Below are 17,214 nucleotides of genomic sequence, written 5' to 3' on the forward strand. Positions count from 1 at the left end.
TGAAGATGGCAAGACTGCTGATTACAGATGATGAAGAAGAAATCAGAGAAGTAGTAAAGGAATATGGTGAAATCAACGGCTATCAGGTTGATGAAGCGGCGGATGGCATGCAGGCACTGGATCTGATCCGGAAAACAGCCTATGACTGTGTGATTCTGGATGTCATGATGCCAAAACTGGATGGTTTTTCCGCATGCCGTGAAATCAAGAAAATCCAGGATGTGCCGATTATCATTCTGTCGGCCCGCCAGGAAGAGTATGACAAGCTGTTCGGGTTTGAACTGGGTGTGGATGACTATGTCGTCAAACCATTCTCACCCAAGGAGCTGATGGCCAGAGTGAAAGCTGTCATTGCCCGCCGTCATCCTTCCGTCAGTAAGAAGACCCTGCAGTATGGCGGCCTGGTGATTGATGTGGATGGCCGCGAGGTAACGGTCGATGGTGAAAAGACGGCCATGACACCAAAGGAAATTGATCTTCTGATCGAGCTGGCAAGCCATCCCGGGGTGGCACTGTCACGTGAGCGTCTGCTGAGTGATGTATGGGACATTGATTTCTTTGGTGATGACCGCACTGTGGATTCCCATATCAAGATGCTGAGAGCACATCTTGGCCCGTATCGGGACTACATTGTGACGGTGCGCGGCATGGGGTACAAGTTTGAAGCCTGACCGTCACGGCATCCGCTTTTCACTGCTGCTGGTATTCATTCTGCTCTCTGCCGGCATCGTCGCTGTGCTGGGCATTCTGCAGGTCGGCCTGATCAGGCCCTATTACCGCAACACGAAAATATCCAGCATCAATGCGATTGCGGATTCCCTGGAAAGTGAACTGCTTTCAACCAGCGGCGGCAGTGAAAGTCAGATTTCCCAGGCTTTTCAGCAGACTGTTGAAAATGATGTCTGCGTTGTGATCTATAACCAGGATAGCAGACAGGTCTATTCCGCCGACCTGCTTGGGGCAGGATGTGTCTTTAACAGCAATGACTCTGTAAACGGCATCGACTATCACGATGCCGGCACACTCATGTCGCTTGTCTCAGATACACCCCAGTATTCTGCCAATCTCGTCAATGACCGCACAGGACAGCAGATGCTGGTTGTTGGCAGAAGCGTCAAAGAAACACTGGGCAATTATTACCTGTTTCTCAATACGCCCCTGGAACCGGTGGACTCACTGATCTCTTTCTTTTCCCGGCAGTATTTTCTTTACACATCCATCGTCATCATCATTGCCGTCATCTTCTCGTTCTATCTGTCCGGCAGGATTGCAAGGCCATTGACCCATATGCGCGATCAGGCTGTCAAACTGTCCAATGCCGATTACAGTGCCAGATTTGACGGGGGCTCCTTCACCGAGACACAGGAACTGGCATCCACACTGAACAAGGCTGCTACAGAAATGGGCCGCATTGATGAACTGCGGCGTGATCTGATGGCAAATGTATCTCATGATATCCGTACACCGATCACGAACATCCGTGCCTATGCCGAAATGATCAAGGATATTTCCGGCAATGATCCCGTCAAAAGAAACAAGCATCTGGATGTGATTATCAAAGAGACAGACTATATGTCAAAGCTCGTCAATGAGATGAGTGAGCTGAGCAAGATGCAGTCTGGAACATATACGCTGACCTATGAAAATGTCGATCTGGATGAAAAGGTAAAGGAAATCATGGAACTCAATGCACCGCTGATTGCAAATGCCGGCGTGATTGTGGAAACAGAGATTCCAGGCCATCTGATGATTTATGCGGATGATCTCAAGATTGGTGAAGTGATTCAGAACTTTCTGTCCAATGCCATCAAGCATACACCGGCGGGACACCATATCTGGATCCGGGCAAAGGTATTGGAAGATGAGGAAACGGTGCATGTGGAAGTGCAGGATGAAGGGGAGGGAATCTCTGAGGAAGAACTGCCGCATATCTGGGACCGCTACCAGAAGAGCAGCCGCTCGTTCAGCCGCAGCCTGTCTTCCACTGGCCTGGGCTTGGCCATTGTCAAAGCCATTCTGGATGCGCATCATGCAAAATACGGCGTCACATCAAAGCTGCACCAGGGTACAACATTCTGGTTTGAACTGAGGGAAACACATGAAGGATGACTATCTTTACGGCACGCCCTGGCATATTCATCAGGAAGAGGGAATGTATCATTTTAATTCCGATACGGAATTTCTGGGACGGATGCTGCAGATCAAGAAGGGCATGCGGGTGCTGGATGTCGGCACCAACAACGGAGCACTGCTGCTGTACGCTGCCATGCATACAGACAATCTGACCGGCATCGATCTTTTCCCGGAAATCATCGCCCTTGCCAGAAACAATCTGCAGGCAAACGGCCTGAATGCACAGCTGACAGTCAGCCCCCTGCAGACCTATCAGGATGATCCCTTTGATGCCATTATCTGCAATCCACCGTATTTTGTAACCGGGAAAGAAAGCCTGAAAAATGAGAATCCTTACCTGCGGGCAGCCCGCCATGAGGAGTTTCTTACCATGAAGGAACTGTTTGCACACAGTGCACGTCTTTTAAAGAAAGACGGCACGCTGCAGATCGTACACAGGGCAGACAGACTTGCGCAGCTGTTAGAGACAGCGGAACACTCTGGTCTGTATCCATACTGGTACAAACTGGCATACAAGAATGAGAACATGATTCCCCAGAGTGTGGCAGTGTGCTTTGGCAGATACCATTATGCGTGCCATGTCTATGCACCGGCATACATGAACCAGCGGGACAGTTTTGCCCTGTATAGCGAGGAGGTACCATGGAAGCCTTTCTGATCATTGCTGCCATGCTGTTTCTGACAGCTGGTTTGCTGACTCTGTATATTGCCTGCTGGCATCCGCCGCTGGCAAAGCCAAAGCAGATGGAAAAAGAACCTGCAAAGGAAGCAGACCATGACAGTCTTGCACTGTGGCAGAAAAGGGTGGATGTGTTCCGCATGGCTGTTCCTGACATTGCCGTACTGTTTCAGTTTCAGGCCCTGGGGCATGGCTTTCTGGTACGCTATGGCAAGGAAAGAAAAGAAGATCCTTCGATTCTGTTTGTCATGCACCACCTGTCTTCTTTGAAGGATATCATGCGGGCAGTGAGCAGGATGAGCCGGGAGAATGAAAGCATTGCCATCCGTTTTGATATCCTTTTCTCAGATCAGTCCATGCCCGAGGCAGCACAAGAATATGCAGCGATTCTTCGCAAAGATAATACCCGCTTTGATCTGATGCTGTCGGATACCTGCAGTATCACATCCTACTTTACAAAAGATACGGCCAGAATCGGCACAGTCCGTTATGGGCTTGTCCAATTGTCCTGCCAGAAGGACAGCATAGAACCTTCCTGCCATCTTTCCATTTTATTCAAAGAGAACCGTCATACCCTGAAGAGGATGCTGCCAGGGCGGCTGTATGCCCAGCTTGTATGGCCTTTGACCAGGGAGAAAGGCATCAGTAATCTCTTTGCCAGTGAGCCAGAACTTGCCAAAGATCTTTGTGCACAGATTGAAAGCAAAGATGGCAGGATTCTGATCAAAGCTGACAGTGCAGAACAGATGGAAGCTGATCTGCACAAAATGGCAGAAACGGGTGAAAAGATCAGGATGATATCGGAAAGCCAGCCGTTTGAAAGCATGGCTGCTGCCAGATCTTTGCTTCCGTTAGTACAGAATGCCTACCAGAACCGCATGGAAGTGCTGGAAGTTCTGTACCAGGATACCGGGGAAGCGATCCTGGAAAACCAGTGCCGCAGCCATCTGTCTTTTGCACCAGGTGACGGCCTCAGCCATCCTGGTGCATCCACATCCTTTTATGTCAGCCTGCTTTCACAATGGCGTGCTACAATGAACAGCTGAGTCAGGAGGTATCCTAATGAAGATTGAAATGTATACACCGGAATATAAGCAGGCAATGGAGGACATCTGCATTGCCACCGCAAGTGAAAGGGCACGCACCCAGAAGCGGCACCATGACTTTTCACTCCTTATGTATTGTGATGAGTATCTGGATCGTGAAAAATGCCTGATGTTAATGGCAGATGATAAGCCGGTGGGCTATGTTCTGTGTGCTGAAGACTACAGTGCATGGAAACAGAATATGGCTCCTTATGCAAAGCAGATTGAAGCACTGGGAGATCCCTATCCAAAAAGAGTGCATGACGGCATGGCAATGTATGGCGCTTATGCCAGCGAATATCCTGCCCATATGCACATTGATATCCTGGAACAGTATACCGGCGGAGGCAATGGCACTGCCTTGTTCCATGCTTTGATTGAGATGCTGAAAAAGGATGGCGTCAAAGGATTGATGCTGGGTGTTGATCTCAATAATACAAGAGCTGTTTCCTTTTATAAAAAGATGGGCTTTACACCATTGAATGACATGGGCCTGATGGGATTGAAACTGCAGTAAAAAAGCCATTCATGGACGAATGGCTTTGCGGATCATATCAAACAGGGAAGGCTTGAGACTGTTGATGTCAGAGTCAGGGAAATGGTCAATCATGACCGAGTGGCAGATGCCGGCAATCATGGAAAGCTGGCTGTACAGCCGGAACAGGATTTCATGGTTGGAAAAGCCCGATACCTGTGCATAATCACTGATTTCTTTCCGCAGGGAAATCATCAGGGGATTCCTGCTGTTGTCAAAGTCATCAACGGTTAATGGAAAGATGAAATCTTTGCGCATCATCTTCAAAGTTTCCGTATCGGTACTGAAATAGTTGATGATGAAGTCTGCCATCGTAATGACATTTTCCACAAAGCTGTCTTTGCGGTTCCGGTTGATTTCATCATAGGCTTTCTGCATCAGGGTGAAAGAAATCCGCCGGTTCAGCGCTCTGGCAATATCTTCCTTGGATGCATAGTAGAGGTAGAACGTACCTTTGGCAATACCAGCTTTCTGGCAGATTTCGGCAATTGAGACATTCGATATGCCTTTTTCCACAAAAAGCTCATAGCTGCTGTCAAGCAGCTTTTTTCTTTTCTCCTGTTTTTTCTGCAGAATCACGTTTGCCATGCAGTTCTCTCTTTCGCTACGTATCTTACCCGTATTATACATCGTGTCTGATATACAGATTTCAGAAAATGACTAATCGTCAGTATTTTCCATTGAACCATATCGAATTATAACTATAATCCTTACGTGTTGAGGAATGACCAAAAGTCATTTCATCATGGAGGGAGGGTCTATGAAGAAGATTGCGCACTTTGTGGTAAAGTTCCGCAAACTGATTCTGGTCATTGCAGCTGCACTGTTAATCCCGAGCCTGTTTGGCGCCGCAGCTACAAAGATCAATTACGATATTCTGACATACCTGCCGTCAGAACTCGATTCAATGGTAGGTGAAACATATCTGGAAGATGATTTCCATCTTGCATCGACTGCCATCATTACGGTAGAAGACATGCCGACAGCACAGCTGATGGATCTCAAACAGAGAATCTCGGAAGTAAATGGTGTCAGAAAGACATTCTGGATTTCCGATGTACTGGATGAATCTGTATCACCGTCAGTACTGCCGGATGATCTGTATGATGCCATGTTCAACAATGACAAGGATGCAACGATGATGATTGTCACATTTGACGATATCGCATCCAGTCAGCAGACCATGCATGCACTGGCCAAGATCAAAGTGATCTGCCAGGGCGAGGCATACATCGGCGGTATGTCCATTATCCTGCAGGATACCAAGGCCATCGTCGATCAGGAAATGCCGTTCTACATCCTGATTGCCGTCGGTGCATGTATCGTGGTACTCTGGCTGGCCCTGAAGAACAACATCGTGCCATTCCTGTTCATGTTAGGACTGGTATTCCCGATCCTGTATAACTTTGGCACAAACATTATCTTCGGCCAGATATCCTACATCACCGAAGCACTGGCAACGGTATTGCAGTTAGGTGTCACGATGGACTATTCCATCTTCCTGCTGTCACGATACCAGGAGGAGCAGAACTGGTGCAAAGATGACTTTGAAGCCATGGAACATGCCATCCGCAATACGGCAACTTCCATCTCCGCTTCCTCATTGACAACCATCGCTGGTTTCATTGCCCTGTGCGTGATGCGTCTGACCTTAGGAAGAGATATTGGTCTGGTCATGGCCAAGGGCGTTGTCCTGGGCCTGATCTCCACCATAACCATTCTGCCGTCGCTGCTGCTGTGCTTCAGAAGGGTGATCAAGCGCCATACCCACCGTACTGTGATCCCCAAGCCTGTTAAGCTCAGCCATTATGTTCCGAAGCACTACAAGAAAATTACTGCGATCTTCTGTGTCATCTTCTTCGTCTTTGCCCTGGCATATCCAAGAGTGCAGAACTATTACACACTGACCGATTCTCTGCCGGATACCATGACTGGCAAGATCGGTACCAACAAGATGAAGGAAGACTTCGGCATGACCTCCAGTATCTTCGTGATCGTGGATGATGATATGAAGTCCGATCAGGTCAAGTCGCTGGAAAAAGAGATGCGCAATGTTGAAGGCGTTAAATCCGTGCTTGGCATTGATGATCTGGTGGATGCGGAAATCCCAGGTGATATGCTGCCAAGTGATCTGACAGACGTGTTTGAAGCAGATGGCAGAAAGCTGATCATGGTGACATCTTCCTACAAAGCTGGCACCGATGATGCCAGCACCCAGATCACGGATCTCAACAAGATCGTCAAGAACTATGACAGCACCGGAGTGATTACCGGTGAAGCACCGATGACCAAGGATCTGATTGAAATTGCCAATGTCGATTTCCAGACCGTCAACTGGGTATCCATTGCCCTGGTCTTCTTGATCATTGCAATCAGTTTCAAGTCCTTCACGATTCCGATTATGCTGGTCGCATCGATTGAATCTGCCATCATCATCAATATGGCAATTCCATACTTCAATGGCACCGTGGTTCCATTCATTGCAAGTATCGTGATCGGTACCATTCAGCTTGGTGCAACCGTTGACTACGCAATCCTGATGACAACCCGTTTTGAAGAAGAGGAACGGCGCGGCCACAACAAGTTTGAAGCAGCTCAGATCTCGATTGAAAACTGCTCGCAGTCCATCATGACATCCGGCCTGACATTCTTCGCTGCTACGGTTGGTGTTGCCTGTGTTTCCAAGATGGCACTGCTCAGCAGTATCTGTCTGATGATTGCCAGAGGCGCATTGATCTCCATGATCGTGATTATCTTCGTATTACCGTGCCTGCTGATTATCTTTGAACCGATTATCCGTAAGACAACGATCGGATGGGCACAGAAGAAAGGAAAGAAAAAGGAAGTAAAGAAAGCTGCAGCAGAGGAGGCTAAAGCATGAAAAAGTTTATCATCAAGGCAACAACCCTTGCCGGTGTCAGTACATTGCTCGTGACAGGTGCACTGCCTGTCAATGCGGAAGATAAAACATCAGACGGCACAACCAAAGATGAATCCGTCTATGTTGTTCTCAACGCAGATGGTTCCGTTTCCAGCGTGACCGTATCCGATCAGCTCCACAATGCCAATGGATTCTCCAACTATCAGGATAAGTCAGATCTCAAGGACGTACAGAATCTCAAGAGCGATGATCCGGTACAGGCAAGCTCCAACGGCTATACATGGACCACAACTGATACCGATATCTATTACCAGGGCAAGACAACCAAGGCTCTGCCGCTGGATACTTCCATTGAATACAAACTCGATGGCAAGACCGTAGATCCCAAGGACATCGTTGGCAAGAGCGGCCATCTGTCCATGACCTTCAACATCAAGAATACAGAGACCAAGCAGTACACCGTGGATGGTAAGACTTACACTGTATGCAAGCCGTTCTATGTCGCTGCCGGCGGTATGCTCGATCAGGATCACTTCACCAACGTCAAGATTGATCATGGTACTGTATCCACAGACACTTCCCACAGCATTGCCCTGGCTGTCATGATGCCGGGCATGAAGGACTCCATCGGTCAGTTTTTGACAGGAGATCTGTCCAGCCTGAATGACTACCTGTTTGATACGATCACAATTGAAGCAGATGTAACAGACTTTGAGTCTCCGACCATGATGATGGCAACCAGCACAGATCTGTCTGCTTTGAAGGGTGAGCTCAAGGACGACGGTGCCTTTGATACAACGAATCTCTTTGATCAGCTTGATGAACTTGATGCAGCTACACAGAAACTGATTGATGGATCTAAAACTTTATATGAAGGTGCAGATCAGTTGAAGGATGGAGCAAATCAGGTTAATGATGGTGTTGGTACATTAGTCAATGGTACATCTACATTAACTGATGGTACAAGTCAGCTGGCAGAAGGAGCTTCCAGTGCATTGGCAGGCGCAACTGCATTACAGGCTGGCCTTGGTCAGTTATCTTCTAATAACGCTGCTTTAAATAGTGGTATGAGTCAGGTTGCTGATGCCATTCTTGCTACAGTCAATAAAGAACTGGATGCTAATGCTACAATAAAAAATGATTCCAAATATGAATCATTAACCTGGGAAAACTATGGTACTCAGTTAGGCTATTATGCCGGTATTACTGATGGTATGAGACAAGTAGCATTCAACCAGATTAAAGAGCAGTTTAAAGAGCAGTTAAAGAATAACAACGTGAATGTTTCTGATGATCAATTAGATGATCAATTAAATATGCTTCTCTATATGGCTGCTGTTAATCAGCAAACAGATCTTACATCATATCTTGCTTCACAACAGGGTAATCTTGCGATTGCTCAGCAAGTGCAAGCAGTACAAAATGATCAGGCGGTCAAAGTTGCTACAGGAAAAGATTATTCTTCTGCAGACAGATTTCTAAATCTTGCTACGTATGAAGGTGCTGTAGGATCAGTACAGAAAAAGGTTGCAGAACTTACAAAAGATTCCGGACAACAGATTAGTTTGACGTCAAGACAGGCTGAAGAAGTAATTTCCATAGCGGTAAAAAATAAGGTTACAGATTTATCCAACGTGGATTATGCTACAATTGCTCCAATTGTCTCTTCCGTCTTAAATAAAGTGGATGGAAATGCCGACGCCCTTGGTGTTGATGGTGTTACATGGGTTGCACCATTAAGAGCTGCTCAGACAGATAATGTCGTTTATACTGCGGCTAAGGCAATGCTTACTGCAGCTCCATATAATAAAACTGAAGCAGAGGTTGCAATGCTTGCAAGCTATGGTTCAATGTATTATGCAAATTCTGCTTCCATTTCAGAAATGGCAGAAAAAGTATCTAAGGATGCTACAATTGCTCAGACTATTCAAACCTATCTTCAAAATTCAAAGTCAGAGACAGGTAAACAGGCAATTATCAGTTATCTGAATGGGGTGGTGAGCAGTGATGCTACTGCTTCTGCAGCCATTGAAGAAATTAAGAATGCTAAACAAAGTCTGGATAGTGTCGCTTTCTTAAAAGAAAGTCTGAAACAATATACAGATGGTGTAAGTACTGCTTATGCCGGTTCTCAGTCCTTAACTGATGGATTACAGAAACTTTCTTCAGGTGCTTCTCAGGTATCTGATGGTGCAGCTCAGCTGTCTCAGGGCGCTAAGACATTAAAAGATGGTACTCAGACACTATCTGATGGTGCTACACAGTTATCTGATGGTGCTAAGACATTGTATGATGGTTTAGTACAGTATAATGAAGAAGGAATTTCCAAGCTGACAGAAAACAGTGATCTTGACAATCTGCAGACAGCCAGCAAGCTGATCTCTGACATTCAGAATGACGATGATGCCTATGTGAACTACTCAGGTATCTCGGATGGCACGGATGGCACTGTCAAGTTCATCTACAAGATTTCTACCGTCAAGAGTGAAGCGGATACTGAGAAGGATGCGGCTTCCAAATCCGATGATACATCGGATGTACAGGAGAGCTCTGACAAGGGCAACTTCTTCACCCGTCTTGCCGATCTGTTCATCTTCTGGAACTGATTGCTTAACCCGTGTATAAAAAGCACGGGCTTTTTTGTGCTTTTCTGCTAAAGTTGAACGGGAGGTTTTGTGATGATCAAAGCAGTCTTTCTTGATATTGACGGAACACTGATCCGTTTTGATACGCATGAGATTCCTGACAGTGCTCTTAAGGTGCTGCATCAGGCAAAAGAAAAGGGGATCCGCCTGTTTATTGCCTCAGGCAGACCGCCCATTCAGATGTCGCTATTATGTGAATCATTCCGTACTTTTCCCTGGGATGGCAAGGTACTGCTGAACGGGCAGTACTGTCTGGATGAAAAGGGAAATGTCATGCATCAGGAGCCATTGCCCATGTCCGCCATGGAAAAGCTTGTTCCCTGGCTTATGGACAAACAGTTTAACTGTGCGTTTTATGAACTGGACTATGCCTATGACATCCATTTCAACCAGGACTATTACAACTATCTCAAAGAGATCGGCCATACCGAAAGAATGTTGCCGGTGGAGGATGTTCATCGTGCACTGTCTCATGAGACATACCAGATCTGCCCGTATATTCCTGCTGAAGAAGATCCGGAATTCATCAGTCATGCTCCTGGCTGCAAGTCAGCCCGCTGGACACCTGATTTTGCCGATATTATTCCGGAAGACGGCGGTAAGCCGGAAGGTGTCAAACGCATGCTTGCCAAATACGGCATTGCAAGAGAAGAGTGTATGGCCTTTGGTGATGGTGCCAATGATATTACGATGCTGCAGTATGCAGGCATCGGTGTTGCCATGGGCAATGCCAATGATGATGTCAAGGCAGCTGCTGATTATGTTACAGCACCGATTGACCAGGATGGTCTGGCCAAAGCATTTGTGCACTTTCACCTGGCAACAGAATAGGATCAGAATTACTGTGCTGCGGCAGAAGCAGAAGGGGATGCCTGTGCACTCTCAGAAGCTGCAGTTGTGGCTTGCGGCGATGCGGAAGCACTTGTTTCGGTACCAGATGTACTTTCAGAAGTGGGCTGACTTGTCGGCTCACTTTTCTTTGTGCATTTCAGTTTATAGGAAACAATCTCGGCATTGGCAAGGAAGCGTACATCTTTACCGGTTGTACCGACACCATTGGTAATGTCCAGGGTGAAACTGTTGGATACTTCTGATTTGCCGCGGAAATACTGCTCAGCACCAGCCGGCGTGTAGTAGGCACCAAACAGCCAGTAAATCTGTCCTCCATGAGAATGGCCGGCCAGAAACAGATTGGTCAAATCAGCCGGAACATAATCGGCGGTATCCGGGGTATGGCATACTGTGATGACATAGTTGGTATGGGACACGGAACTGTAGGCAGCGGTGATATCCTGACTGCCATTGACACCAGAATCAATGCCGACGAGTGAAATGGAGGAAATGGACTTGTGATGCAGTGAGACGGAACGGTTGTCCAATACCTCAAAGCCTCCCTGGGTCAGAATAGAGGACACCGCATTCAGCTTATCTTCGGATTCATGGTCAAAATCACCATACACGGCAAACTTGCCATACGGAGCATCAATATCCGCAAGCAGCTGCTGCACCTGTGCCGTGCTTGTATCATCCGGTGTCACGCCGGTATCAAACAGATCACCGCCGAAGATCACAACATCCGGGGCATACTGATTGATCTTATCCACCAGTTTCTGCATTCTTGCCTGGTCCATGAACGTGCCATAGTCCAGATCTGAGAAGAAGATGATATTCATGCCATCCATGGATTCCGGAATGGTCTCAGACGCAATGGTTTCATGGCGCACCCGGTAATTTCTCGGGGCGGAAAAAAAGGCATCATACAGGCAGAACAGCAGCAGTGCCAGGACAATGACAATCGTTAACAGGATGTTTCGGGTACGTTTCATAACGGGCTCTATCATAGCATAAGAACAAGCACTGGTTGTGGTACAATTGCCAGTGCGGAGAGAGAGAATGTTACGGAAATGTCATCTGATTGCTTCAACAGCACTGGAAAAAAACCATCAGGCAGCCCCGGGTGCCATTGCTTTGATTGATGCTTTGCTGCGGACAAAGACACCATTTCTGATTGTCTCTGAAGAATCACAGCATCCCCGGATTGAGATGGTGGAGCACTACCATGGCCTTGGCTTTGCTTCCTTTTCACCGGATATCATTTTTACCAGCACGATGGCTGCCATTGACTGGGTGGCAAGGGAATATCCCAACCGCATTTCCGCTGCCTATATTGGCGGCAGGGGCATGAAGGCATCTCTGCAGGAAGCCAGCTTTGATCTGTTATCCAAGCAGCCCCAGTGGCTGTTTCTCGGCTATGATCCCAATGCTGCATCACCGGATTACAATGAAGCACTGCGGCTGTTAAAACAGGGCACGGTGCTGCTCAATACGGACAGTTCACCAGTCCATGAGGGTGTACGCAAAACGATGGTAGGATGCGGTGCCATTGCCAGTATGCTGGAATATGCCTCAGGCAAAAAATGCCTGGACTTTGGCAGGCCGAGTGTCATTACGATGGCCTCTGCTTTGAAATATGCCGGCTGCCAGCCCAAAGATGCCGTGTATATCGGCGATGATTTTCAGAAGGACATTGTTCCGGCCATCCGTCTGAAGATGGATACTGCTTATGTAACGCTTGGCTCTTCCATTTATGGCACCGGTATCACTGATGATGTGCATCCCAAGTGGATTGTGGAGGATCTCGGCGGACTGGCCCATTGAAGTTTTCAAGCCCTGATGGTAAGATGGGCATGCTGCGAAGAAAAAGAGATAGTAGGATTGTCTAGTGCCAGTAAAGAGAGTCAGGGGCTGGTGAAACCTGACAGGCGGGACAGTATGAACTGGGCTTTGGAGCAGCGGCTGAGCCGGCAGCCTTAACAAGCGGAAAGAGTGCGCAGGATATGCGAACTAAGGTGGTAACACGTGCAAGCGTCCTTAGATCAGGGATGCTTTTTTGTTTATCAGGAGGAACGATATGCCATACGATCACAAGTCAATTGAAAAGAAATGGCAGAAGTACTGGGAAGACCACAAGACCTTCCGTACCGATGCCTATGATTTCAGCAAGCCAAAGTACTATGTGCTGGATATGTTTCCCTATCCCAGCGGACAGGGACTGCATGTAGGCCATCCCGAAGGCTATACCGCCACCGATATCGTGGCCAGAATGAAGCGGATGCAGGGCTACAATGTCATGCACCCGATGGGATTTGATGCCTTCGGTCTGCCGGCTGAGCAGTATGCCATCAAGACGGGCCATCATCCCGAAGAATTCACATACCAGAACATTGACCACTTCCGCACCCAGATCAAGTCGCTTGGCTTTTCCTATGACTGGGACAGAGAAATCCGCACCTGTGATCCGGACTATTACAAGTGGACACAGTGGATCTTTTTGAAGATGTATGAAGCCGGCTTGGCATATGAAGCTTACATGCCGGTCAACTGGTGCCCGCAGCTCAAGGCCGTGCTGGCCAATGAGGAAGTCATTGACGGCAAGAGTGAGCGCGGCGGCTATCCGGTCATCCGCAAGCCGATGAGACAGTGGGTCATGAAGATCACCGCCTATGCGGAGAAACTGCTGAAGGGCCTGGATGATCTTGACTGGCCGGAATCCACCAAGGAAATGCAGCGCAACTGGATCGGCAAGTCCGTTGGTGCCAATGTTGTCTTCAAAGTCGCCGGCACAAACAGAGAGTTCACGGTATTCACAACCCGCTGTGACACACTGTTTGGCGCAACCTACTGTGTGCTGGCACCGGAACATCCGTTTGTTGAAGAGATCACGACACCAGAGCAGAAGGCAGCAGTGGATGCTTACCGCAGGGAAGCCGAAAAGAAGTCCGATCTGATGCGCACTGAACTCAACAAAGACAAGACCGGTGTATTCACTGGTGCTTATGCCATCAACCCGGTTAACGGCAAAAAGATCCCGATCTGGATTTCTGACTATGTACTGGCAACCCATGGCACTGGTGCCATCATGGCAGTACCTGCCCATGATGAGCGTGACTATGCCTTTGCCAAGAAGTTCGGTCTGGAAATCATCCCGGTACTGGCCGGCGGTGATATCTCCAAGGAAGCCTGGACCCAGGATGGTGTGCATATCAACAGTGAATGGCTCAATGGCATGAATAAACAGGATGCCATTGATGCCATGATCAAGTGGCTTGAGGAACACAAGTGCGGCAATGCCCAGGTAGCTTACAAACTGAGAGACTGGCTGTTCTCCAGACAGAGATACTGGGGGGAACCGATTCCGATCATCCACATGGAAGACGGCACGGTGCGCACCGTACCAATGAATGATCTGCCGCTGGAACTGCCGGTTGTGCCGAACTATCTGCCAAGTGATGATGGTGAATCACCGCTGGCCCATGCCACAGACTGGCTGAATGTGGAAATTGACGGTGTCAAGGGCAAGCGTGAAACCAACACCATGCCGCAGTGGGCAGGATCCTGCTGGTACTATCTGCGCTATCTTGATCCGCATAACCCGGATGCCATTGCTGACAAGAAACTGCTTGACCACTGGATGCCGGTGGATCTGTACATCGGCGGTGCCGAGCATGCTGTATTGCATCTGCTGTATGCCAGATTCTGGTATCAGTTCCTGTATGACATCAAGGTTGTTCCGAACCCGGAGCCATTCCAGAAACTGTTCCATCAGGGCATGATCCTTGGTGAAAACGGCGTCAAGATGTCCAAGTCCATGGGCAATGTCATCAATCCGGATGAACTGGTCGCTTCCCATGGTGCCGATGCGCTCCGTGTCTATGAAATGTTCATGGGTCCGCTGGATGCATCTTTACCATGGTCCACAAAGGGCATGGATGGTGCCAGAAAGTGGCTGGACCGTGTCTACAGACTGTGCAATGATGAAAACATGGTTACCGATGAGGCAACACCGGCACTGAACTACTCCTATAACTTCACAGTTAAGAAGGTTACCAATGACATTGAGACACTGAACCTGAACACGGCTATCTCGCAGATGATGATCTTTATCAATGACTGCTATAAGAATGGCAAAGTTAACCGGAAGATGCTGGCCAATTTCGTTCTGATGCTGTCATGCTTTGCACCGCATCTGGGTGAAGAGCTGTACCAGACACTGACACACCATGAAGGCAGCTGTGCCTATGAGCCATGGCCGACGTATGATGAAAAGGCACTTGTACAGAACAAGGCCGTCATCGCGGTGCAGGTCAACGGCAAGATGAGAGGCAAGTTTGAAGCTGACCGTACGGCCGATAAGGATACACTGCAGAACGAGGCCATGAACCTGGATTCTGTCAAACCGCATCTGGAAGGCAAGAACGTTGTCAAGGTCATTGTTGTCCCTGGCAAGATAGTCAATATCGTCGTCAAGTAAGACGGACAGGACTCTGCATGCAGAGCCCTGTTTTTTTTCAGGATTCCTGCTGGTTTTGTATTCTTTTTTCCTGTTTGTTATAATCGTTTCGATATGGAAGAATTTACGGTAACGATTGACAAGTTTGACGGTCCGCTCGATCTGATGCTGCATCTGATCAAGGAAAAGAAGCTTGACCTTCTGAATCTGGATATGAGTGAGCTGTGTGATCAGTACATGGCCTATCTGAATTCCATGCAGCAGATGCATCTGGAGATTGCTTCGGAGTATCTGGCAGAACTGGCCTCATTGATCGAATATAAAAGCAGGATGATGCTGCCAGGAAAGCAGGATGAGGAACCTGGAGATGAGGAAGATCCTAAACAGAAGCTTGTCAGACGGCTGCTGGAATACCAGCAGTACAAGGAAGCAAGCACTGCCCTTGCCCAGATGTTTGAGGCCCGCCAGCAGTTGATGGGCAAGCCATTATCCATTGAGGCCGATAAATACCGTACGGAAAGGGAAGATCAGCCGGTACAGGGGTCTCCCTATGACCTTTTGAAAGCCATGCAGCGGATGCTGCACAGAATCCAGCTGAGCCATCCCCAGGAGCGCTCTTTTTCCGTCAGGGAAATCTCGATTGAAGACCGCGAGCTGGAAGTGCGGGCAAGACTGGACAGGCTGCCGGATACATTCCGCTTTGAAACACTGCTGGATGACTGCCGGGACTCTCTGCCCAAAGCCATTGCCACGTTCCTCAGCGTATTGGATCTGGCCCGTCTGCATATTCTTGTATTCAACGTTGATGAAAATGATGTGATCTGGTTTGGCAAAGGAGGGAAGGCATGAGTGAACAGCTGGAACAAAAACAGATGGAAACAGACCAGCAGCCTGATGAAGAATTGAAACAAAGACAGCTGGCGGTGCTGGAAGGACTTTTGTTTGTGACAGGTGATGAAGGGCTTACTGCTGCCCAGGCAGCTGACACGCTTGGCATCAGTGCTAAACAGGCAGAAGAACTGTTTGTGCAGCTGCAGAAAATCTGGCAGAGTGATGCGCGCGGCCTGGAAGTGGTGCGCTATGGCGATATCTACCGTTTTCTGACCAAAGCCTTTGTGCATACCTATGCTGCCAGACTGTTCTCCAAAGATGCCAAAACGCAGCTGTCTCAGGCAGCTTTGGAAACTCTGGCCATCATTGCCTACAAACAGCCTGTAACAAGAGTGGAGATTGAAGAGATCCGCGGTGTGAGTGCAGATGCTATGTTACGGAAACTGATGGCAAGGGGACTGGTCAAGGAGGACGGGAGGTCCGAAGCACCAGGCAGACCGATTCTGTATTCTGTGACCAATGAATTCATGGATGCCTTCCAGCTGTTAAGCCTGGATGAGCTCCCTGATCTGCCGGAATTCAATCAGGATGATAAGAAAAATGATGACTTGTTTACACAGTAAGTTTATTAGATGTATTTCCTGTGCATTCATGGTGCTTTGTCTGTGCGGCTGTGCCATGCATCAGACAGCAGCCTCTGCTTCGCCAACCGCAGCTTCCCAGGCACTTGTTGAAGCCAATGAAATTGCCGAAAAACTGTCTTTGTCAGATTCCCTTCAGCAATTGAAAAACCGTACAGTAAAAGGCATGATCTTCTCTGGTGATGATCTGTACAGCGATGCAGCGGTACTGATGAGCAGCACAGGCACTGCCGATACCGTTGGTGTCTTCTATGTCACGGATTTTGACACTGCCAAAACCGATATTCAGAACTATCTCAAGAATCTGGAAACACAGACAAATGTCTATGATGCCACGGAAATCTTCAAAATTTCCAATGCCGTAATGGAAGACAACGGCTCCAACAAGATCGTTGTCATCATCGCTTCTGATATTGAAGCAGCCAGAAAGCTCGCCAAACAGGCGGTGCAGTAAAACAGCAGAGAAAACAAAAATGAGGCAGATCACCAAACGG

At 48.1% G+C, this 17,214-nt stretch carries 15 protein-coding genes; 13 read left to right on the top strand and 2 right to left on the bottom strand.

Annotated features, from left to right (window positions below):
- Positions 1 to 5: 5 nt before the first annotated feature.
- The 5 genes from SOI44_RS02785 to SOI44_RS02805 are packed head-to-tail and all read left to right on the top strand — an operon-like array spanning position 6 to position 4,414.
- Positions 6 to 671 carry a response regulator transcription factor gene (locus tag SOI44_RS02785; protein WP_331347717.1) on the top strand — a complete coding sequence of 222 codons (666 nt, stop codon included), beginning with the start codon at positions 6 to 8 and terminating at the stop codon, positions 669 to 671.
- Positions 661 to 2,109: a sensor histidine kinase gene (locus tag SOI44_RS02790; protein ID WP_331347718.1), complete on the top strand. Its 1,449-nt coding sequence runs from the start codon at positions 661 to 663 to the stop codon at positions 2,107 to 2,109. Before SOI44_RS02785 ends, SOI44_RS02790 begins: the two co-directional genes overlap by 11 nt.
- Positions 2,099 to 2,791, top strand: a complete 693-nt coding sequence (locus SOI44_RS02795; RefSeq protein WP_331347719.1) for a tRNA1(Val) (adenine(37)-N6)-methyltransferase — start codon at positions 2,099 to 2,101, stop codon at positions 2,789 to 2,791. The genes SOI44_RS02790 and SOI44_RS02795 overlap by 11 nt, the downstream gene beginning before the upstream one ends.
- On the top strand, positions 2,776 to 3,858 hold the full coding sequence (locus SOI44_RS02800; protein ID WP_331347720.1) for a hypothetical protein: 1,083 nt from the start codon (positions 2,776 to 2,778) through the stop codon (positions 3,856 to 3,858). The genes SOI44_RS02795 and SOI44_RS02800 overlap by 16 nt, the downstream gene beginning before the upstream one ends.
- A gap of 16 nt (positions 3,859 to 3,874) precedes the next feature.
- Positions 3,875 to 4,414, top strand: coding sequence for a GNAT family N-acetyltransferase (locus SOI44_RS02805; RefSeq protein WP_331347721.1), 540 nt, complete (start codon positions 3,875 to 3,877; stop codon positions 4,412 to 4,414).
- A gap of 9 nt (positions 4,415 to 4,423) precedes the next feature.
- Here SOI44_RS02805 and SOI44_RS02810 read toward each other — a convergent pair whose 3' ends face one another.
- The gene (locus SOI44_RS02810) at positions 4,424 to 5,020 is read right to left on the bottom strand and encodes a TetR/AcrR family transcriptional regulator (protein ID WP_331347722.1); all 597 of its coding nucleotides are present in this window, start codon (positions 5,018 to 5,020) and stop codon (positions 4,424 to 4,426) included.
- 172 nt (positions 5,021 to 5,192) lie between these two features.
- Here SOI44_RS02810 and SOI44_RS02815 point away from each other — a divergent pair, with 172 nt between their 5' ends.
- The 3 genes from SOI44_RS02815 to SOI44_RS02825 all read left to right on the top strand — a co-directional run bounded on the left by SOI44_RS02815 (position 5,193) and on the right by SOI44_RS02825 (position 10,789).
- On the top strand, positions 5,193 to 7,313 hold the full coding sequence (locus SOI44_RS02815; RefSeq protein ID WP_331347723.1) for an efflux RND transporter permease subunit: 2,121 nt from the start codon (positions 5,193 to 5,195) through the stop codon (positions 7,311 to 7,313).
- Positions 7,310 to 9,919, top strand: coding sequence for a hypothetical protein (locus SOI44_RS02820; RefSeq protein WP_331347724.1), 2,610 nt, complete (start codon positions 7,310 to 7,312; stop codon positions 9,917 to 9,919). The genes SOI44_RS02815 and SOI44_RS02820 overlap by 4 nt, the downstream gene beginning before the upstream one ends.
- Before the next feature lie 72 nt (positions 9,920 to 9,991).
- On the top strand, positions 9,992 to 10,789 hold the full coding sequence (locus tag SOI44_RS02825; protein WP_331347725.1) for a Cof-type HAD-IIB family hydrolase: 798 nt from the start codon (positions 9,992 to 9,994) through the stop codon (positions 10,787 to 10,789).
- Positions 10,790 to 10,797: 8 nt separating this feature from the next.
- On the opposite strand, the gene SOI44_RS02830 is transcribed toward SOI44_RS02825, so the two are convergent.
- Positions 10,798 to 11,784 carry a metallophosphoesterase gene (locus SOI44_RS02830; protein ID WP_331347726.1) on the bottom strand — a complete coding sequence of 329 codons (987 nt, stop codon included), beginning with the start codon at positions 11,782 to 11,784 and terminating at the stop codon, positions 10,798 to 10,800.
- A gap of 67 nt (positions 11,785 to 11,851) precedes the next feature.
- Between SOI44_RS02830 and SOI44_RS02835 the strand changes: the two genes are divergently transcribed.
- The 5 genes from SOI44_RS02835 (at position 11,852) to SOI44_RS02855 (ending at position 17,174) form a co-directional block, all read left to right on the top strand.
- The gene (locus tag SOI44_RS02835; RefSeq protein WP_331347727.1) at positions 11,852 to 12,616 is read left to right on the top strand and encodes an HAD-IIA family hydrolase; all 765 of its coding nucleotides are present in this window, start codon (positions 11,852 to 11,854) and stop codon (positions 12,614 to 12,616) included.
- Between the two features lie 253 nt (positions 12,617 to 12,869).
- Complete coding sequence (leuS, locus tag SOI44_RS02840; protein WP_331347728.1) at positions 12,870 to 15,269, top strand: leucine--tRNA ligase; 2,400 nt, start codon at positions 12,870 to 12,872, stop codon at positions 15,267 to 15,269.
- Between the two features lie 93 nt (positions 15,270 to 15,362).
- Positions 15,363 to 16,097, top strand: a complete 735-nt coding sequence (locus SOI44_RS02845) for a segregation and condensation protein A (RefSeq protein WP_331347729.1) — start codon at positions 15,363 to 15,365, stop codon at positions 16,095 to 16,097.
- The gene (gene scpB, locus SOI44_RS02850; protein ID WP_442914577.1) at positions 16,094 to 16,702 is read left to right on the top strand and encodes an SMC-Scp complex subunit ScpB; all 609 of its coding nucleotides are present in this window, start codon (positions 16,094 to 16,096) and stop codon (positions 16,700 to 16,702) included. Before SOI44_RS02845 ends, scpB begins: the two co-directional genes overlap by 4 nt.
- A gap of 55 nt (positions 16,703 to 16,757) precedes the next feature.
- Positions 16,758 to 17,174, top strand: a complete 417-nt coding sequence (locus SOI44_RS02855) for a DUF4358 domain-containing protein (RefSeq protein WP_331347730.1) — start codon at positions 16,758 to 16,760, stop codon at positions 17,172 to 17,174.
- Positions 17,175 to 17,214: the final 40 nt, after the last annotated feature.

This window comes from Lactimicrobium sp., assembly GCF_036453465.1.
In the GTDB taxonomy this organism is placed as follows: Bacteria; Bacillota_I; Bacilli_A; order Erysipelotrichales; family Erysipelotrichaceae; genus Bulleidia.